Source organism: Stenotrophomonas sp. CFBP8994, from assembly GCF_034044835.1.
Classification (GTDB): domain Bacteria; phylum Pseudomonadota; class Gammaproteobacteria; order Xanthomonadales; family Xanthomonadaceae; genus Stenotrophomonas; species Stenotrophomonas rhizophila_A.
Window position 1 is genome coordinate 115,632 of the sequence record NZ_JAXCWT010000004.1, and the last position, 19,195, is coordinate 134,826.

16 protein-coding genes are annotated in these 19,195 nt (G+C 68.7%); 8 read left to right on the forward strand and 8 right to left on the reverse strand.

Going from position 1 to position 19,195, the window contains the following annotated elements:
- Positions 1 to 46 precede the first annotated feature (46 nt).
- Complete coding sequence (locus SOM39_RS12615) at positions 47 to 1,279, reverse strand: SGNH/GDSL hydrolase family protein (protein WP_320458518.1); 1,233 nt, start codon at positions 1,277 to 1,279, stop codon at positions 47 to 49.
- A 96-nt stretch (positions 1,280 to 1,375) separates the two neighbouring features.
- Between SOM39_RS12615 and SOM39_RS12620 the strand changes: the two genes are divergently transcribed.
- On the forward strand, positions 1,376 to 2,293 hold the full coding sequence (locus SOM39_RS12620; protein ID WP_320458519.1) for a LysR family transcriptional regulator: 918 nt from the start codon (positions 1,376 to 1,378) through the stop codon (positions 2,291 to 2,293).
- Between the two features lie 45 nt (positions 2,294 to 2,338).
- Here the strand turns inward: SOM39_RS12620 and recN are convergent, their stop codons facing one another.
- Positions 2,339 to 4,003, reverse strand: a complete 1,665-nt coding sequence (gene recN, locus SOM39_RS12625) for a DNA repair protein RecN (protein ID WP_320458520.1) — start codon at positions 4,001 to 4,003, stop codon at positions 2,339 to 2,341.
- 92 nt (positions 4,004 to 4,095) lie between these two features.
- On the opposite strand from recN, the gene hrcA reads away from it, so the two are divergent.
- From hrcA to SOM39_RS12655, 6 genes are all read left to right on the forward strand, one after another.
- Positions 4,096 to 5,163 (forward strand): heat-inducible transcriptional repressor HrcA, encoded by a 1,068-nt coding sequence (hrcA, locus tag SOM39_RS12630; protein ID WP_068851154.1) that lies wholly within the window; start codon positions 4,096 to 4,098, stop codon positions 5,161 to 5,163.
- A gap of 82 nt (positions 5,164 to 5,245) precedes the next feature.
- Positions 5,246 to 5,761, forward strand: coding sequence for a nucleotide exchange factor GrpE (gene grpE, locus SOM39_RS12635; RefSeq protein ID WP_068851157.1), 516 nt, complete (start codon positions 5,246 to 5,248; stop codon positions 5,759 to 5,761).
- Positions 5,762 to 5,891: 130 nt separating this feature from the next.
- The gene (gene dnaK, locus SOM39_RS12640) at positions 5,892 to 7,826 is read left to right on the forward strand and encodes a molecular chaperone DnaK (protein WP_068851160.1); all 1,935 of its coding nucleotides are present in this window, start codon (positions 5,892 to 5,894) and stop codon (positions 7,824 to 7,826) included.
- 160 nt (positions 7,827 to 7,986) lie between these two features.
- The gene (dnaJ, locus tag SOM39_RS12645) at positions 7,987 to 9,114 is read left to right on the forward strand and encodes a molecular chaperone DnaJ (protein ID WP_068851162.1); all 1,128 of its coding nucleotides are present in this window, start codon (positions 7,987 to 7,989) and stop codon (positions 9,112 to 9,114) included.
- 108 nt (positions 9,115 to 9,222) lie between these two features.
- Positions 9,223 to 10,131 carry a pyridoxal kinase gene (pdxY, locus tag SOM39_RS12650; RefSeq protein ID WP_320458521.1) on the forward strand — a complete coding sequence of 303 codons (909 nt, stop codon included), beginning with the start codon at positions 9,223 to 9,225 and terminating at the stop codon, positions 10,129 to 10,131.
- The gene (locus tag SOM39_RS12655; RefSeq protein WP_320458522.1) at positions 10,128 to 11,240 is read left to right on the forward strand and encodes a prephenate dehydrogenase; all 1,113 of its coding nucleotides are present in this window, start codon (positions 10,128 to 10,130) and stop codon (positions 11,238 to 11,240) included. The genes pdxY and SOM39_RS12655 overlap by 4 nt, the downstream gene beginning before the upstream one ends.
- Before the next feature lie 116 nt (positions 11,241 to 11,356).
- Here SOM39_RS12655 and SOM39_RS12660 read toward each other — a convergent pair whose 3' ends face one another.
- The 5 genes from SOM39_RS12660 to SOM39_RS12680 all read right to left on the reverse strand — a co-directional run bounded on the left by SOM39_RS12660 (position 11,357) and on the right by SOM39_RS12680 (position 15,478).
- Positions 11,357 to 11,545: a hypothetical protein gene (locus tag SOM39_RS12660; protein WP_095364199.1), complete on the reverse strand. Its 189-nt coding sequence runs from the start codon at positions 11,543 to 11,545 to the stop codon at positions 11,357 to 11,359.
- 68 nt (positions 11,546 to 11,613) lie between these two features.
- On the reverse strand, positions 11,614 to 13,380 hold the full coding sequence (locus SOM39_RS12665; RefSeq protein ID WP_068851174.1) for an ABC transporter transmembrane domain-containing protein: 1,767 nt from the start codon (positions 13,378 to 13,380) through the stop codon (positions 11,614 to 11,616).
- Complete coding sequence (locus SOM39_RS12670) at positions 13,373 to 13,981, reverse strand: IMPACT family protein (RefSeq protein ID WP_307107116.1); 609 nt, start codon at positions 13,979 to 13,981, stop codon at positions 13,373 to 13,375. The genes SOM39_RS12665 and SOM39_RS12670 overlap by 8 nt, the downstream gene beginning before the upstream one ends.
- Positions 13,982 to 13,991: 10 nt before the next feature.
- A complete protein-coding gene (locus SOM39_RS12675) occupies positions 13,992 to 14,927 on the reverse strand; it encodes a hypothetical protein (RefSeq protein ID WP_320458523.1) in 936 nt (311 codons plus the stop codon).
- A complete protein-coding gene (locus SOM39_RS12680; RefSeq protein WP_068851180.1) occupies positions 14,924 to 15,478 on the reverse strand; it encodes an RNA polymerase sigma factor in 555 nt (184 codons plus the stop codon). The genes SOM39_RS12675 and SOM39_RS12680 overlap by 4 nt, the downstream gene beginning before the upstream one ends.
- Positions 15,479 to 15,683: 205 nt before the next feature.
- On the opposite strand from SOM39_RS12680, the gene SOM39_RS12685 reads away from it, so the two are divergent.
- Positions 15,684 to 18,569 carry a bifunctional diguanylate cyclase/phosphodiesterase gene (locus SOM39_RS12685; protein WP_093534353.1) on the forward strand — a complete coding sequence of 962 codons (2,886 nt, stop codon included), beginning with the start codon at positions 15,684 to 15,686 and terminating at the stop codon, positions 18,567 to 18,569.
- On the opposite strand, the gene SOM39_RS12690 is transcribed toward SOM39_RS12685, so the two are convergent.
- Complete coding sequence (locus tag SOM39_RS12690) at positions 18,559 to 19,158, reverse strand: TIGR00730 family Rossman fold protein (protein WP_068851186.1); 600 nt, start codon at positions 19,156 to 19,158, stop codon at positions 18,559 to 18,561. The genes SOM39_RS12685 and SOM39_RS12690 overlap by 11 nt on opposite strands.
- Positions 19,159 to 19,195: the final 37 nt, after the last annotated feature.

A 19,195-nucleotide genomic window follows, 5' to 3' on the forward strand; every position in this document is an offset into this window, starting at 1 on the left:
TCGCCGTTGCCTTCCGATCTGAAAACCCGGGCCGCGCCCGGGTTTTTTATTGCCCGAACACCGCCAGGTCCACCGCCTCGGCCATCGCCCGGTTGCCGGCATCGCCCGGGTGCAGGTGGTCGCCGGAGTCGAACGCAGGTGCCATCCGGGCCGGGTCGGCCGGATCGCGCAGGGCGGCGTCCAGGTCGATCACGGCATCGAACGGGGCCTCCTCGCGCAGCCAGGTATTGAGCTGCTGGCGCAGGGCGTCCTTGTCCGCGGCGTAATAGTCGTCCAGCGGGGTGCCCGGCAGCGCCCCGGCAAACGGGGTCAGGGTGGCGCCGATGATCCGCACGCCGTGGGCATGCGCGCGCTCGACCAACTGGCGGTAGCCAGCCTGGAGTTCAGCCAGCGACGGTCGCGGCTGCTCGCGGGCGAAGGCGGTGCCGGGCCAGCTGATGTCATTGATGCCGACCAGCACCACCACGCTGGCCACGCCAGGTACGCCCAGCACGTCGCGCTGGAACCGGGCCAGCGCCGAGTCGCCCATCCCGTCACGCAGCAGCCGCCCGCCGGAAATGCCAGCGTTGACCACTGCCATCCCCTGCGGCGCCAGCCGGGCAGCCAGGTGGTCGGTCCAGCGCTGGTCGCGGTCGAGACTGGCGGTGGCGCCGTCGGTGATCGAATCGCCGATCACCACCACGGCGCGCGCCGCCGCTGGCGCTTCCACCTCGATCCCGGTCAGGAACAGCCGCGCGGTGGTGGGGGCGCTGCCGCGCAGCGCAACGCTGCCGGTCTGGTCGCCCGGGGCGATCGCACTGGTCTGGCGCCCATCCCAGTGGAAGGTCTGCAGGGGCGTGGGACCGGCAACGTACACGTCGACCTGCACAGCCTGCTGGGCGGCAATGGGCAGGGCAAGCGGGTCGCTCAGACGGTCCTGGCCGGGCGGGATGTCCGTGCCCGGGTGTCCATCAAAGGACAGCGCGACCGGCGCTGCCCCGGCGCTGCCGGCCACGCTGGCTGCGCCGATCCGCAGGGGCGTGGTGCCGTAGGCATTGCTCAAGCGCACGCGCAGCCGTGGCCCGCCCAGGCTGATCCGCGCGGTCTGGCGGAAGGTCTGGTTGTCCAGCAGCTGCGGGATACCGGTCGGAAACAGGAAGTCGGCGCCCCACACCGGCTGCGGGCTGGCCTGCCAGCTCGCAACCCAGTGCGGCGGCGCGGGGGCACCAGACGCGGCGGCGGACGTCGCGGCTGAAATGGTGAGCAGAGTGCCGGTGGCAAAGCGGATCAAGCGGTTCATGCGGGCCATCCCGTGGAAGAGGAGGCCATGGTGCGCGGCGGACCATCTGTGAAATAGACTGGCCATGGACAATCATCTGTGAACTGAATTCATCCAATGCCCACACCCGACATCAATCGCTCCGGCCAGCTGGAGATCTTCGTGCGGGTGATCGAAGCCGGCAGTTTCTCGGCGGCGGCCCGCGCGCTGGACATGAGTCCTTCCGCGGTCAGCAAGCTGGTAGCGCGGCTGGAACAACGGCTGGGCACGCGCCTGCTGCAGCGTTCCACCCGCCAGCTGCAGCTGACCCCGGAAGGCTGCGCGTTCTATGAGCGTGGCCTGCGCGTGCTGGCCGACCTGGACGAGGCCGAACGCTGCGCCAGCGCGCATGCCGAACCGCGCGGGCGGCTGCGGGTGAACAGCAACGTGCCGTTCGCCCACCATTTCCTGCTGCCGCTGCTGCCGGCCTTCCTGGAGCGGCACCCGCAGGTGGGGGTGGACCTCATGCTGACCGATGAGGTGATCGACCTGCTGGAGCAGCGTACCGATGTGGCGGTACGGGCCGGCCCGTTGAAGAGCTCCAGCCTGGTTGCGCGGCGGCTGGGCAGTACCCGGATGATGATCGTGGCGGCGCCGGCATACGCAGCCAGGCATGGACTGCCCGGGGATGCGGCTGCGCTGTTGGCGCACAACCGGCTGGATATCGGTCATGCACGTGCGCAGACCGGCTGGCCGCTGCGCGAACAGGGGCAGGTGCAGACAGTGCCGACCGGCGGCAACGCACGTGCCAGCGATGGCGAGGCGTTGCGGCGGCTGGTGCTGGGCGGCGCGGGCATTGCGCGGCTGGCCGCGTTCCAGGTGCAGGCCGATGTCGCCGCAGGGAGGCTGCTGCCGGTACTGGAACAGGCCAACCCGGGCGACCTGGAAGATGTGCACGCGGTGTTCGTCGGGCAGGGGGGTTACCTGCCCCTGCGGGTGCGGGCGTTCCTGGATTTCCTGGTGGAACAGGTGGACCTGGCCAAGCCGTTGGCGTAACCCGGTCAGGCCATCGGCAGGTACCCACCGTTGGTGGGTACGCCGTCAGGTCTCCTGCAGGAGTTTGCGCGCGGCCGCGCGGGCTTCCTTGCTGACTTCCACGCCGCCGAGCATGCGCGCCAGCTCTTCCTCGCGGGCCTTGGCATCCAGCTTCTCCACCGCGCTCTGGGTCATGCCTTCCACCGGTGCCTTGCTGACCCGGTAATGGGCGTGGCCCTTGGAGGCGACCTGCGGCAGGTGGGTGACGCACAACACCTGCCGTTTCTCGCCGAGCGCGCGCAGCTTCTGGCCGACGATATCGGCCACCGCGCCGCCGATGCCGGAATCGACTTCGTCGAACACCATGGTCGGCACCGCATCCAGGCCCAGTGCGGCCACTTCAATGGCCAGCGAGATGCGTGAGAGTTCGCCGCCCGAGGCCACCTTGCGCAGGGCGCGCGGCGGTTGGCCGGCGTTGGCGGCCACCAGGAATTCAACGCGCTCGGCCCCGTTCGGGTCCGGTTTGGCGGCCGCGTGCGGTTCGATCTCGATCAGGAACTGGCCCCCGCCCATGCCCAGCTCGCCGATCAGCGTGGTGGTGGTTTCCGACAGCGCCTTGGCCGCGGTGGCGCGGCTGGCACTGAGCGTGGTCGCCACGGTCTGCCATTGGGCGGCCGCGCGGTCGATCTCGCCGGCCAGCGCCTGCAGGCGGGTATCGGCACCGCGCAGCTGCTCGACTTCGGCTTCCATCGCATCGCGGTGTTCGGCCAGGCCTTCCATCGGCACGCGGTGCTTGCGCGCCAGGTCGTGCAGGCGGCCGAGGCGGCGTTCGATGTCCTCGAACTGCTCCGGATCGGCGTCGAGGTCGTCGTGGACCCGGTCGAGCAGGGCCAGCGCTTCGTGCAGCTGGATGACCGCGCTGTCCAGCAGCGCGTCCACCTCGCCCAGGCGGGTGTCGTGTTCGGCCACGCGGGCCAGGTCATGCCGGGTCTGCTGCAGCAGCTGCAGCACCGACACCTCATCCTCGCCATTGAGCCGGGCGGCGGCCACGTCGCAGGCGCTCACCAGCGCCCCGGCGTGGGCCTGGCGGCGGTGGCTGCTGCCCAGGGCGGCGATCGAGGCTGGCTCCAGGTCTTCGCGCTGCAGTTCGCCCAGCTGGTGTTCCAGGAAGCCGATGCGGTCGCTGACATCGCCCTGTCGCGACAGCGACTCGGCTTCGTCGACCAGGGCCTGCCAACGGCCAGCCGCCTGGCGCACCTGGACGCGCTCGGCCTCGTTGCGGGCGTAGGCGTCCAGCAGCGCCAGCTGCGAGGGCCGTGCCAGCAGCGCCTGCTGTTCGTGCTGGCCGTGGATTTCCACCAGCATGCCGGCCAGCTCGGTGAGCTGGGACAGGGTCACCGGGCGGCCGTTGATCCAGGCGCGCGAGCCGCCGTCGGCACGGATGATCCGGCGCAACTGGCACTGCTCCTCGTCATCCAGTTCGTTGTCGCGCAGCCATTGCCGGGCCGGGGCCTGTTCGCCCGGCGCGAATTCGGCCGACAGCTCGGCGCGCGCCGCGCCGTGGCGGACCACGCCGCTGTCGGCGCGCAGCCCGGACAGGAAGCCCAACGCGTCGACCATCAGCGACTTGCCTGCGCCCGTCTCGCCGGAAACCACGGTCATGCCTGCGCCGAATTCCAGTTCGGTGGCGCGGACAACGGCAAAATCCTTGATCGATAGATGTCTGAGCATGGTATTGGGTTCTTGAGCCGCGCAACGCTAGCATGGGTGGGGCAGGCAGTGTTCCTGCCATTATCCAACGTCGCGTCTCACAGGTTGATTCCATGCACCCTTCCGCGCCCCATCTTGCGCCGCGCGCCCGCCATCTGCTGCGGACGCTGATCGCGCGCCACATCCAGGACGGCGAGCCGGTCGGCTCGCAGACGCTGGCGCGGCTGGCCGGGTTGGACGTCAGTCCGGCCACCATCCGCAACATCCTGGGTGACCTGGAAGACCTGGGCCTGCTCAGCTCGGCGCACGTCTCGGCCGGGCGGGTGCCCACCGCGCACGGCTACCGGGTGTTCGTCGACAGCCTGGTCAAGATGCAGCCGCCCGGCGAAAGCGAGCTGAGCCGCCTGCGCAGCGAGCTGTCCACCGGGGCGGGCACCCAGGCGTTGCTCGGCAGTGCCTCGGAGCTGCTGTCGGCGATGAGCCATTTCGTCGGCGTGGTCGGCGCGCCGCGGCGCGAACAGTTCGCGTTCCGCCACATCGATTTCGTGGCGTTGGATGCGCGCCGGGTGCTGGCCATCCTGGTGTTCGCCGACAACGAGGTGCAGAACCGGGTGATCGAGCCCAAGCGCAGCTGGGAGCCGGCCGAGCTGGAGAAGGTGGCCAATTACCTCAATGCCCATTGCGCCGGCCGCCCGCTGGCCGAGATCCGCGCCACCCTGCTGGTGGAGCTGCGCCAGGCGCGCACGGAAATGGAGCAGCTGCTGGCCCACAGCGTGGAGCTGGCCGAGCAGGCGATGGCGCCGCCGGCCGACGACATGGTGCTGGCCGGGCAGACACGGCTGATGGGGGTCCAGGACCTGTCCGACCTGGACCGCCTGCGCGAGCTGTTCGACCTGTTCGCCAGCAAACGCGAGATCCTGCAGCTGCTTGAGCGCACCATCCAGGCCCCGGGCGTGCGCATCTTCATCGGCGAGGAAACCGGGGTGATGCCGCTGGAGAACGTCTCGCTGGTGACCGCCCCGTACTCGGCCGGCGGCCAGGTGCTGGGCGTGCTGGGGGTGATCGGCCCCAAGCGGATGGCCTACGACCGCATGATTCCGCTGGTGGAGGCCACCGCCCAGGTGCTCGGTGCGGCCCTGGATGCCCCGGCCGGCGGCGGATTGTCCCGGGATCGCACCTAAACACGCCCCCAGCTCTTGAATCGGGTCCGGTCGCCCACATTGGGGTGGGTGGAGGCGGAGAGTCACCGCCAAGGATCCGGAAATGAACCAAGATCAGCCTGATATCGCATCCCAGACCCCGGCCGGCGACGCCGCCACGGGCGATACCCTGCAGCAGCAGCTCGACGCCCTGCACAACGAAGTGGCGCTGCTCCGGTCCGAGTCGCTGCGTGAGCGCGCCGACCTGGACAACCAGCGCAAGCGCGTGGCCCGCGACGTTGAACAGGCGCGCCGCTTCGCCAACGAAAAACTGCTGGGCGAGCTGCTGCCGGTGTTCGACAGCCTGGACGCCGGGCTCAATGCCGCCGGCGCCGAACCCAGCCCGCTGCGCGAAGGCCTGGAGCTGACCTACAAGCAGCTGCTCAAGGTCGCCGCCGACAACGGCCTGACCCTGCTGGACCCCACCGGCCAGACCTTCAACCCCGAACACCACCAGGCCATCAGCCAGGTCGACGCCCCCGGCGCGGCGCCGGGCAGCGTGGTCCAGGTGTTCCAGAAGGGCTACCTGCTCAACGATCGCCTGCTGCGGCCGGCCCTGGTCGTGGTCGCCCGGGACTGACCTGAACGCGTTTGGCCGCCATCGGACACAGCGTTCGATGGATGGGTTGAAAGTGTCAGCAGCATCCCACACATCCCATTCATAACCCGGCAGCTGCCGGATGTTCCCCAAATTTTCAGGAGTCTCCCTCATGGGCAAGATCATTGGTATCGACCTCGGCACCACCAACTCGTGTGTGGCGATCATGGACGGCGGCAAGGCCCGCGTCATCGAAAACGCGGAAGGCGACCGCACCACGCCGTCCATCGTCGCCTACACCAAGGATGGCGAAGTGCTGGTCGGCGCCTCGGCCAAGCGCCAGGCCGTCACCAATCCGAAGAACACCTTCTACGCCGTCAAGCGCCTGATCGGCCGCAAGTTCACCGACGCTGAAGTCCAGAAGGACATCGCGCACGTGCCCTACGGCATTCTGGCCCACGACAACGGCGATGCCTGGGTGCAGACCAGCGATGCCAAGAAGATGGCGCCGCAGGAAATCTCCGCGCGCGTGCTGGAGAAGATGAAGAAGACCGCCGAAGCGTTCCTGGGTGAGACCGTCACCGAGGCCGTGATCACCGTGCCGGCCTACTTCAACGACAGCCAGCGCCAGGCGACCAAGGACGCCGGCCGCATCGCGGGCCTGGAAGTCAAGCGCATCATCAACGAGCCGACCGCTGCTGCCCTGGCCTATGGCCTGGACAAGGGTGACGGCAAGGACCGCAAGATCGTGGTTTACGACCTGGGCGGCGGCACCTTCGACGTGTCGATCATCGAAATCGCCAACGTCGACGGTGAGAAGCAGTTCGAAGTGCTGGCCACCAATGGCGACACCTTCCTGGGCGGCGAAGACTTCGACAACCGCGTCATCGAATACCTGGTGGACGAGTTCAACAAGGACCAGGGCATCGACCTGCGCAAGGATCCGCTCGCCCTGCAGCGCCTGAAGGATGCTGCCGAGCGCGCCAAGATCGAGCTGTCGACCAGCCAGCAGACCGAAGTGAACCTGCCGTACGTCACCGCCGATGCGTCCGGTCCGAAGCACCTGAACATCAAGCTGACCCGCGCCAAGCTGGAAGCGCTGGTGGAAGACCTGATCAAGAAGTCGATCGAGCCGTGCCGCATCGCCCTGAACGATGCCGGCCTGCGTTCGAGCGACATCAGCGAAGTGATCCTGGTCGGCGGCCAGACCCGCATGCCGAAGGTGCAGCAGGCCGTGACCGAGTTCTTCGGCAAGGAACCGCGCAAGGACGTCAACCCGGACGAAGCCGTGGCACTGGGTGCGGCGATCCAGGGCGGCGTGCTTGGCGGCGACGTCAAGGACGTGCTGCTGCTGGACGTGACCCCGCTGTCGCTGGGCATCGAAACCATGGGCGGTGTGTTCACCAAGATCATCGAAAAGAACACCACCATCCCGACCAAGGCCTCGCAGGTGTTCTCCACCGCCGAGGACAACCAGTCGGCGGTGACCGTGCACGTGCTGCAGGGTGAGCGCGAACAGGCCCGCTACAACAAGTCGCTGGCCAAGTTCGACCTCTCCGGCATCGAGCCGGCCCCGCGCGGCCTGCCGCAGGTGGAAGTGTCCTTCGACATCGACGCCAACGGCATCCTGCACGTGTCGGCCAAGGACAAGAAGACCAACAAGGAACAGAAGGTCGAGATCAAGGCCGGTTCGGGTCTGTCCGAGGACGAGATCGCGCGCATGGTCGCCGACGCGGAAGCCAACCGCGAAGAAGACAAGAAGTTCCACGAGCTGGTCCAGGCCCGCAACCAGGCCGACGCGCTGATCCACGGTACCCGTACCGCGATCAACGAACACGGCAGCAAGGTCGGTGGCGATGTCATCGGCAAGGTTGAATCGGCCCTGGCCGACCTGGAAACCGCGATGAAGGGTGACGACAAGGCCCAGATCGAAGCCAAGTCGAAGGTGCTGGAAGAAGCCGGCCAGTCGCTGTTCGCTGCGTCGGCCGCGGCCGAGCAGGGCGGTGCCGCACCGGGTGCCGATGCCGGCGCCGGCAACAATGGCGGCGCGCATGACGATGTGGTCGACGCCGAGTTCACCGAAGTCAAGGACGACAAGAAGTCCTGATCCGGACACGACGCGGGACGTTGCGCAGGCAACGTCCCGTTGTCATTCCACTGGGTCCTGACCGCCGTACCCCGGTGTGCCGGGGCGCCCGACGAAAGAGCGGACCTGGTTCCGCTCTTCCGCTTTGACGAATCCCGACTTCCGGATACTGATTCACACCATGAGCAAGCGCGATTACTACGAAGTGCTGGGTGTTACCCGCACGGCGACCGAAGAAGAACTGAAGAAGGCCTATCGCCGTTGCGCGATGAAGCACCACCCTGACCGCAACCCCGGCGACAGCGCCGCCGAAGCGGCCTTCAAGGAGTGCAAGGAAGCCTACGAAACCCTGTCCGATGCCAACAAGCGTCGCATGTACGATGCACACGGCCACGCGGCCTTCGAGCACGGCATGGGCGGTGGCGGCGGCCCGGGTGGCCCGGACATGGGCGACATCTTCGGCGACATCTTCGGCAACATCTTTGGCGGTGCCGGCGGCGGTCCGCGCCAGGCCCGTCGCGGCGCCGACATCGGCTACGTGATGGAGCTGGACCTGGAAGAAGCGGTGCGTGGCATCGAGCGCCGCATCGAGATTCCGACCCTGGCCGAGTGCGACGACTGCCACGGCAGCGGTTCGGACGACGGCAAGGTGGAAACCTGCAGCGTGTGCCGCGGGCAGGGCCAGGTGCGCATCCAGCGTGGCATCTTCGCCATGCAGCAGGCCTGCCACAACTGCAACGGCCGCGGCCAGATCATCCAGAACCCCTGCAAGACCTGCCACGGCAATGGCCGGGTAGAGGAAGACAAGGTGTTGTCGGTCAAGGTGCCCGCGGGCGTCGACACCGGCGACCGCATCCGCCTGGCGGGCGAGGGTGAGGCCGGTCCGGCCGGCACGCCGCCGGGCGACCTGTACGTGGAAGTGCGGGTGCGCGAGCACGCCATCTTCCAGCGCGACGGTGATGACCTGCACTGCGAAGTGCCGATCCGCATCTCGCAGGCCGCGCTGGGCGACACCGTGCGCGTGGCCACCCTGGGCGGCTATGCGGAAATCCGCATCCCGGCCGAAACCCAGACCGGCAAGCTGTTCCGCCTGCGCGGCAAGGGCGTGCGTTCGGTGCGCAGCCGCAGTGAAGGCGACCTGTACTGCCGCGTGGTGGTGGAAACCCCGGTCAACCTGACCGCCGAGCAGCGCAAGCTGCTGGAACAGTTCGAAACCACCTTCACTGGCGAAGAAGCGCGCAAGCACTCGCCGAAGTCGGCGACCTTCATCGATGGTGTGAAGGGCTTCTGGGATCGCATGACCTCGTAAGTGGTTGGTTCCATCGGTAACGAAAACGCCGGGCACGTCCCGGCGTTTTTGTGCCTGCGATTCAGCGGGCAGGTACCGGCCGTTGGTCGGTACGCTCTAAAATGGGCCATGAACGATACCCTCGAAAGCCATCTGGTCCATGGGCGCCGCCAGCGCCCGGACGGTCCGTCGCCGGTCGACGTCATCTCGGTCCAGTCGCAGCTGGTCTACGGCCACGCCGGCAACAGCGCGGCGGTGCCGCCGCTGCGTGCGCTGGGCGTGCGCGTGGCCGAAGTGCCGACCACGCTGCTGAGCAATGCGCCGTTCTATCCGAGCACGCGCGGCCGCGTGCTGCCGGCCGACTGGTTTGCCGACCTGCTGTTGGGCGCCAGCGAGCGCGGCCTGCCGGCGCGCGCGAAGATGCTGGTGTCCGGTTACTTCGGCAGCGTCGGCAATGGCGCGGCGTTCGCCGACTGGCTGGACACGGTGTTGCCCGCGTCGCCGCAGCTGCGCTACTGCCTGGACCCGGTGATCGGCGATACCCACACCGGTCCTTACGTGGAGCCGGGCCTGGAAACCATCTTCGCCGAGCGCCTGCTGCCGCATGCCTGGCTGGTCACCCCGAACGCGTTCGAGCTGGGCCGGCTGACCGGCATGCCGAGCCTGGCCGAGGCCGATGCGATTGCCGCCGCGCAGGCGCTGCTGGCACGCGGGCCGGAATGGGTGCTGGCGCACAGCGTCGGCGGCGACCCGGGTGAGCTGGTGACGCTGGCGGTCAGCCGCGATGCGATCTGGCGCTGGTCCTCGCCGCACCTGCCGGTGGACGTGGCCGGCACCGGCGACGTGCTGATGTCGCTGCTGGTGGCGTTCCTGCTGCGCGGTGAGCGCTTCGAGCAGGCGCTGTCGCGCTCGATCTCGGGCGTGCACGCCGCGCTGGAGGCCACCCTGGCCAACGACCACGAAGAATTCGACGTGCTGGCCGCCGCACCGGCCGCGCTGGCGCAGCCGCACCGCTTCCGCGCCGAGCGGCTGGCGTGAGCCTGCGCCCGGTTGTCGGCATCGTCGGCAGCGCCGGCGCGTATGGGCGCTGGCTGCGCACGTTCCTCGAGCAGCGCCTGGGGCTGGAAGTGATCGGGCATGATCCGGCCGATCCGCAGTCGGACGATCCGGAAACACTGCTGGAGCGCGCGGACGTGCTGGTGTTCTCCGCGCCGATCCGGCACACGCCCGCCTTGATTGCCGATTACGTGAGGCGTTCCGCCGGCCGCGAAGCCGGCCGGCTGTGGCTGGACGTGACCTCGGTGAAGAGCGAGCCGGTGGCTGCGATGCTGGCCTCACGGGCCGAGGTGGTCGGGCTGCACCCGATGACCGCACCGCCCAAGGCACCCACGCTGAAAGGCAGGGTGATGGTGGTGTGCGAAGCGCGCTTGTCGCAGTGGCAGCCGTGGGTAAGCGGGCTGTGCGCGGCGCTGGAAGCCGAATGCGTGCGCGCCACGCCCGAACACCACGACCAGGTGATGGCGCTGGTGCAGGCCATGGTGCATGCCACCCACCTGGCCCAGGCAGGGGTGCTGCGCGAATACGCGCCACTGCTGGGGCCGCTGTCGGAGCTGATGCCGTACCGGTCGGCTTCATTCGAACTGGATACCGCGATCATCGCGCGCATCCTCTCGCTCAACCCCGCCATCTACGAAGACATCCAGTTCGGCAACCCGCATGTGGCGCCGATGCTGGACCGCCTGCTGGGCCAGTTGCAGGCCCTCCGCAGCCAGGTGGAGCAGGGCGATGATGCCGCACGCGCCGCGTTCCGTGAGCAGCTGCTGCAGGACAACCGCGATCACCAGGGCAAGGCGCTGCTGCAGGCGGGCAATTACACCTTCGAACGCGTGGGCTACCTGCTGGCCGACCTGACCGAGCGCAACGCGATCAGCGTGCACCTGCCGGAAGATCGACCCGGCTCACTGCGTGAGCTGTTGCATGTGTTCGAGCGGCACGGGGTCAGCCTGGCGTCAATCCATTCCTCGCGCACCCCCGGTGGCGAAGTGCATTTCCGCATGGGGTTCGTGGCCGGCAGTGACCTGGATGCGCTGCAGCGGGCGGCGGTGGAAATCGACGCCAGCGGCATCGGGCGGGTACTGCCGCGCTGACAGCCTGTCGCATTCATCCACAGGGGGTGTGGATGAAATGCGGACAAGCATGTGGATAACCGTGCGCAGCCCCCGTGGGGCAACGCTGTCAAGATGGGTGGCGAATAATTGACCAGTCAGGTGGTCAGGGTGAGCTCGCCACCGCTGGTCCGGAACACCCGGCCCTCGCGCACCAGGTGACGGCCATCGGCCAACTCGTAACGGACGTGAGGGTCGGCAGCGGTATCGCCGGCCTCGTCCTTGAATTCGATGACCACATGGTCTTCGCCATTGGCATCGGTCGCGGGAAACTGACGGAACGACATCAAACACCTCCTGCAGCAGGTTCATGGGGCGCTGCCACCATGCAACCTGCCGCGTTATCGGTGCGTCATCAATCGATGAACTGCAGCTTGGCCAGTTCAGCGTACAGTCCACCTTCGGCCAGCAGCTCGGCGTGGGTGCCCTGCGCCACGATCCGCCCGTGGTCCATGACCACGATGCGGTCGGCCTTGAGCACCGTGGCCAGCCGGTGCGCGATCACCAGCGTGGTGCGCCCCGCCATCAGGCGCTCCAGCGCCTGCTGCACCGCACGCTCGCTTTGCGCATCCAGCGCGCTGGTGGCCTCGTCCAGCAACAGGATCGGCGCGTCCTTGAGCAGCGCACGCGCGATCGCGATGCGCTGCTGCTGGCCGCCGGACAGGCGCGCACCGCGCTCGCCCAGCTCGCTCAGGTAGCCGTCGGGCAGTGCCTGCAGGAACTCATCGGCTTCGGCCGCTTCCGCGGCACGCTGCACCTCTTCGTTGCTGGCTTCCAGCCGGCCGTAGCGGATGTTCTCCAGCGCGCTGCTGGCAAACAGCGTGGGCTGCTGCGGCACCAGTGCCATCTGTGCGCGCAGCTGCGCCGGATCGACCCGGCGCACGTCCACGCCATCCACCAGCACGCTGCCGGCGGCAGGATCATGGAAGCGCAGCAGCATCGACAACACCGTGCTCTTGCCGGCGCCCGAGGGCCCGACCAGCGCCACGGTTTCGCCCGGGCGCACATGCAGGTCGAAATGGGCCAGTGCCGCGGTGTCCGGGCGCTGCGGGTAGTGGAAGACCACGTCCTGGAAGCGGATCTCGCCACGCAGCGGGGTGGGCAGCGGCAGCGGGTCGGTCGGTGCGGTGATTTCGATGTCTTCGTGCAGCAGCTCGGCGATGCGCCCCATGCCGCCGGACGCGCGCTGCAGTTCATTCCATACTTCGGCCAGCGCACCGACCGAGCCACCGCCGATCAGCGCGTACAGCACGAACTGGCCCAGGGTCCCGGCCGTCATCCGGCCATCGTTGACGTCATGCGCACCCAGCCACAGCACGCCCACGATGGCACCGAACACCAGCACGATCGCGGTGGCCGTCACCAGCGACTGCGCGCCGATGCGGCGTCGGGCGGCGCGGATGGATTCGGCCAGTGCTTCATTGAAGCGGTTGCGTTCATACGGTTCGCGCGCGTGCGCCTGCACCGTGCGCACCGCGCCCAGTGTTTCGGCGGCCAGGCTGTTGGCATCGGCGATGCGGTCCTGGCTGGCGCGCGAAATGCCGCGCACGCGCCGCGCCCCGATGACGATCGGCAGCACCGCCAGCGGAATGCCGACCAGCGACCATGCGGCCAGGCGTGGGCTGGTCACGAACAGCATCACCAGGCTGCCGACCACGGTGACGCTGCTGCGCAGCGCGACCGACATGGTGGAACCAATCACGCTGCGCAGCAGCTCGCTGTCGGCGGTCAGCCGCGAGACCAGCTCGCCGCTGCGGCTGCGGTCGTGGAAGCCGGCGCCCAGTGAGATCAGGTGCGCATACAGGCGGCTGCGCAGGTCGGCCACCACCTTCTCGCCCAGCAGCGAAACGAAGAAGAAGCGCGCGGCCGTGGCCAGCCCCAGCACCACCGCCACCAGCAACAGCAGGGCGAACGCGCGGTTGATCTGCCCGTTGCCGCTGAACCCGTGGTCGATCATCAGCTTCACCGCCGGGGGCAGGCTCAGCGTGGCGGTGGAAGAGACGGCAAGCGCTACCAGCCACGCTGAAAACAGCCCACCGTGCCGACGCACGAACGGCCACAGCGTGCCCAGGCTGCCAAGCCGGCGCAGCGCCGGTTCCGGCGCGGAAGAGGGTTCAGTCATGGACAAGGCCTGGTTCGGTGCGCGGTTGCACGCGGATACGATCACGAGTGGCGTCGCGCAGGCGGGTTTTCAACGGGTCGGCCTGATCGGCGGGAAGGCGGACGTGCAGTTCCACGCCCGAGGCGGTGAACGTTTCGTCCAGTTTTTCGGCCAGGTGCGCTGCCAGGGCGGCATGCAGCGCACCCAGGTCCTCGAACGCGGCCTGCACGGTCAACTCGGCCAGCGCCACCAGCGGCAGCCGTGGCGCGGTGCGCAGGCACTCGGCGGCAGTGCCGCCATAGGCCCGCACCAGCCCGCCCGCGCCCAGCTTGATGCCGCCGTACCAGCGGATCACCACCACCATGACGCGATCAAAGCCCTGGCCGTCGATCGCCGCCAGGATCGGGCGGCCGGCGGTGCCGGCCGGTTCCCCGTCGTCGCTGGAACGGTACTCGTTGCCGTGCCGGTAGGCCCAGCAGTTGTGCGTGGCGTCGGGCACCGCTACCTGCTGCAGGAACGCCAGTGCGTCTTCGGCAGAGCCGATCGGCGCGGCATGCGCGACGAACCGGCTGTGCTTGATTTCCAGGCTGTGGTTGACGGCGGTGGCGAGTGTATCGGGCATCCCCGCCATTCTAGTGGGGGTCGAGCAGCTCGCGCAGATCCTCGGGAATACGCGCTTCCGGATACTGCTGCAGGTAACGCTCCAGGCTGGCCCGCGCGGTATCCAGGTCGCGGTCGTCGCGGCGCTCGCGGATGCGCTTGATCCACTGCCGGCGGGGCAACGCTGCGTCGGCATCCACCGCCACGGTGATCGCGCTGGCCGACAGCGGGCTGTCGCCCGGCGCCGCAGCGGGGGTCGGTGCAGCGCGCCGCATGACACCCGGGGCGCCCTTGGCCTGCGCACGTTCACGTGATTCGTCGACGCGGCTGCTGGTCACCACCACGCGGTCGAGTGCGGAGGCTTGATCGGCCTGCACGCTGGCATCGGGCGGGCTGGGCGCTGCCATCGGCGCCGCCATGGGAGCCGGCGGTGCGGGCGCCTCGGCCCGAAGCGCAACCGGCGGTGCGGGCGGAGGCGGCGGCAAGGGCGCTGGCACGGCGTTCGGCGCTGGCGCGGCGCGCGCGGCCCGTGGTTTCGCCGCGGCAGCGGGCGGTGCCGGCTCGGCACTCACCGGCGCGGCGGCTTCAGCCGTGGCTGCGGCAGCGGCGTCTGCACCGGCAGCTGCCGGGTCACCGGAAGGCGCATCCGCAGCAGCTTCCGCAGCCGCGGGTACCGGGGCAGCGGGCGGCGGCGCCTCGGGCTTGAGCTGCCAGGCGATGCCCACCGCGAACACCAACGATGCCGCCAGGCCGAACACCGCAGGCAGGCGCGAGCGCGGGCGGGTGGCGCTGCGCATTGGGGCGGCTGCGGCCGCGGGGGCATCCGCAGCGGCGGCGGGGCGCACCGCCGCGCGGGCGGCGGCCAGCACCGCCTCGTCCACGGCCGCAGGCGGCGCCGCCGGCGCAGGGCGACCGAGCAGGCGGGCCAGCTCGCGTTCTTCCGGCGTCAGTGGATCAGGGCGGTTCATGGGCTCAACTCCGCGCGCAGCTTGTCCATCGCGTAGCGCAGCCGCGATTTGACCGTTTCACGGCCGACACCGGTGATCTGCGCGATCTCCTCCAGGCTCAGTTCCTGCTCCAGCCGCAGCTGCAGCACCGTTCGCTGGTCATCGGGCAGCTGCTCCATGGCCAGCTGCAGCCGGCGCCGCTGTTCGAAATCAGAGAGCTGGCTCTCCGGGGTGCGGGTGTCGCTCATCCGCGCCACACGCTCCTCGGCATCGCCGGGCGCCGTGGGGCGATGGCGTGACGCCCGCCAATGATCATTGAGCCGATTATGGGCAATGCGGAACAGCCAGGTGGTGAAGGCCGCTTCGGGCTGCCAGCCGGCACGCGCCGCGATCACCCGCTGCCACACGTCCTGGAACATTTCGTCGGCCAGCGCCGCATCGCGCAGCTGGCGCAGCAGGAAGCTGTACAGGCGGTTGCGGTGGCGGGCGTACAAGGCCTCGAACGCAGGCAGGTCGCCGCCGGCCCAGGCCAGCATCAGCGATTCATCGGTTGGCAGGGCGGCGGCATCCACGGCGCACAGAGTAAGCGCTGAATGGGCCTGCGCATAGCGGCGCGGAGCGGGGGCTGCAGCGGAAATCACAAGGGTGGACCCGGCCGGAAGACACAGCGAACAACGGCCCAGGGCAGGCAATGGGGTCAAGGGCTTCCATTGCCCCCCGGGGAGCGCGTTATGCTCGGGGTACAGGGGAGGTGCCGGTTCTCCGGTGCCAGAAGAGATGAACATGTTGTCCAGCCAGGTAGTGACGACCTCGGGGCATCCGGACCGTGGCGCGGTGGTGTCCACCGCGCTTGCGCGGACGCTGTGCGCGTTGCTGCCCGAGGGGGCGCAGCTCACCTTGGGCTGGTCCGACGCCGCGCTGGGCGAGGGCTGCATCAGCCACCCGCCGTCGGCCCAACCGGAGCACGCGCTGCTGGAAGCGCTGCTGGGCACGCCGCCAGCGCCGGACACCGCTGCGCTGTACCGCTGGCAGCACCAGGGCGGCGAGCTCGCCATCCGCGTGGCGCTGCCCGACGGCGCCGCGCCGCATGGCGCCTGGTGGGCGGCGGCCCGCACCGGCCTGCAGGACGCCCTGGCGCTGGCCCGGCAACGTGAGCAGATCCGTTCGCTGGAAACGTCAAAGCGGTTGCAGCAGGCGCTGTACGAGATCGCCGACCTGGCCGGTGCCGATCTGGAAATGGCCGAGATGCTGCGGCACTTCCATCGCGTGCTCAATACCCTGATGTACGCGCAGAACTGCTACATCGTCGAGTACGACGATGTACGCCGGCGGATCCGCTTCCTGTATTTCGCCGACCAGCGCGACAGCTTCGTGGCCGATCCCGATCGCAGCTACGAAGAACACGAAATGCCGCGCAGCCTGACCTTCGCGCTGCTGCGCCATGGGCAGCCGCTGAGCGGGCCGTCCAATGAACTGCTGGCGGCGATGAGCGACGAATACGACCCCAGCCGCGGGCCGGAGAGCCTGGACTGGCTCGGCGTGCCGATGCTGCGCGAGGGTCGCGTGTGCGGTGCGATCGTGGTGCAGAGCTACGAACACCGGGTGCGCTACAACGAAGCCGACCGCACGCTGCTGGGCTACGTGGCCCAGCACATCCTCACCGCGATGGACCGGCGCCAGGCGCAGGTGCAGCTGGAGCGCCAGGTGGAGCGACGCACGCTGGAACTGCAGCGGGCCAACCACAGCCTGCAGGACGAGGTGATCGAACGCCGCCGCGCCGAGAAGCTGCAGCTGGCCCTGTTCAACATCGCCGAGATGGCGATGAGCGCTGAAAGCCTGGCCCAGTTCTACGTGCAGGTGCATGGGGTGGTGGGCACGCTGCTCGATGCGCGCAATTTCTACATCGCCCTGGTCGATGAATCCGGCGAAGGCCTGGAGTTCGTCTACTCGGTGGACGAGTACAACCCGGCGCGTGCGCCACGACCGTTCAGCAAGGGCCTTACCGAATACATCGTGCGCAACCGGCAGCCGCTGCTGGCCTCGCGCGAGCACATCGATGCACTGCGCGCGTCGGGCACGGTGAACGAGTTCGGTGCACGTTCGCACTGCTGGCTGGGGGTGCCGCTGCTGAGCGATGACGACGTGGTCGGCGTGATCGTGGTGCAGAGCTATTCGCCGGAGATCAGCTTCACCGCCCACGACCAGCGCCTGCTCACCTTCGTGGCCCAGAACATCGGCAACGGGCTGGCCCGCCAGCGCGACCAGGAGCGCCTGCGCAACGCGCATGCCGAGCTGGAGAAACGGGTGGAGGAACGCACCCGCGAGCTGGCCGACGTCAACGGCAAGCTGCTGGGCCAGATCGGCGAGCGCCTGCGCGCCGAACAGCGGCTCACCCACCAGGCGCTGCATGACGCGCTGACCGGGTTGCCGAACCGCGCGCATCTGCTGGACCGGCTGGAAGATGCCATTGCCCGTGCACGTTCGCGCGACGGGTTGCGCTTTGCCGTGCTGTTCCTGGACCTGGACCGCTTCAAGCTGGTCAACGACAGCATCGGCCACGCCGCCGGCGACCAGATGCTGGTGGAAGTGGCCAAGCGCATCGTCTCGATGGTGGGAAGCGATGACGTGGTCGCGCGGCTGGGCGGCGACGAATTCGCGATCCTGCTCGAATGCGAGCAGGGGCTGGCCTCGGCGCGCGAGTTCTCGCAGCGGATGCTGATGGCGCTGGAAGAATCGATGTGGGTGCAGGGCCGCGAGCTGTTCCCCTCCGGCAGCCTGGGCATCGCGATGTGGAGCCCACGCTACCGCAACGGCGAGGAAATGGTGCGCGACGCCGACGCGGCGATGTACCGGGCCAAGGCCCAGGGCAAGGACCGCTTCGCGGTGTTCGACGAAGCCATGCGCGAAGAAGCGCTGCGCAGCCTGGACCTGGAAGCGGACCTGCGCCGGGCGATCAACAACCGCGATTTCCTGCCGTATTACCAGCCGATCGTGCGCCTGGCCGACGGCCAGGTGGTGGGCTATGAAGCACTGTTGCGCTGGCGCCACGAACGGCGCGGGCTGCTGCTGCCCAGCGCGTTCCTGGACCTGGGCGAGGAAAGCGGGCTGATCGAGCAGGTCGACTGGCTGCTCTACGAAGACGTGATTGGCCAGCTCGCACGTGGGGGCGAGGGCTACCTGTCGGTGAACGTGTCGCCGCGGCATTTCCGTTCGGCCGATTTCAGCTCACGCCTGTTCGGCCTGATCGAAGCGGCGGGTGCCGACCCGCACCGGTTGCGGCTGGAGATCACCGAGGTGGCGCTGCTGGACGACGGTCCGCGCACCCTGCGGATCCTGCAGACACTGCGCGAACGCGGCGTGCTGGTGCAGCTGGATGATTTCGGCACCGGCTTCTCGGCGCTGTCCTACCTGCACCGCTTCCCGATCTCCACGCTCAAGATCGACCAGAGCTTCATCGCCGGCCTGCATGGCCAGGACCTGCAGAGCACCTACGCGCTGGTGCAGGGCGTGCTGTCGCTGGCGCGCACGCTGGGCATCGAAACCGTGGGCGAGGGCATCGAGAACATGGCCCAGCGGCAGACCCTGCTGCAGCTGGGCTGTGACTACGGCCAGGGCTACCTGCTGGGTCGCCCCGCGCCGATGGATACCTTCGTTACGGGTTGATCAGCGCGGTACGGCGCTTCTCGTCGATCCACTTCGAGGCCTGCGCCGGCTCATAGGCGCGCATCCAGTCCAGCATGGCGTCGATGTCCGAGCCGTACCACAGGTCCGCGCGCTGGTCCGGGTGCAGGAAGCGCTCTTCGACCATGCGGTCGATCATGCCGATCAGGGGCGCGTAGAAGCCATCCACGTCCAGGAAGGCGCACGGCTTGTTGCCGATGCCGAGCTGGCGCCAGGTGAGCATCTCGAAGATTTCTTCCATGGTGCCGAAGCCGCCGGGCAGGGCCACGAACGCGTCGGAGAGCTCGAACATGCGCGACTTGCGCTCATGCATGGAGCCGACGATTTCCAGTTCGGTCAGGCCGCGGTGGGCCACTTCCCAGTCCGCCAGCTGCTGCGGGATCACCCCGGTGACTTCGCCGCCGCCGGCCAGCACCGCATTGGCGACGGTGCCCATCAGGCCGACGTTGCCGCCGCCGTAGACCAGGCGCAGGCCATCGCGGGCGATGCGGTCGCCCAGTGCGATGGCACGTTCGGTGTAGATGGGCTTGCTGCCGGCGTTGGAGCCGCAGTAGACGCAGATGGATTTCATGGGGAGGTTTCCGCTGGAAACCTCCCATTCTCGCACG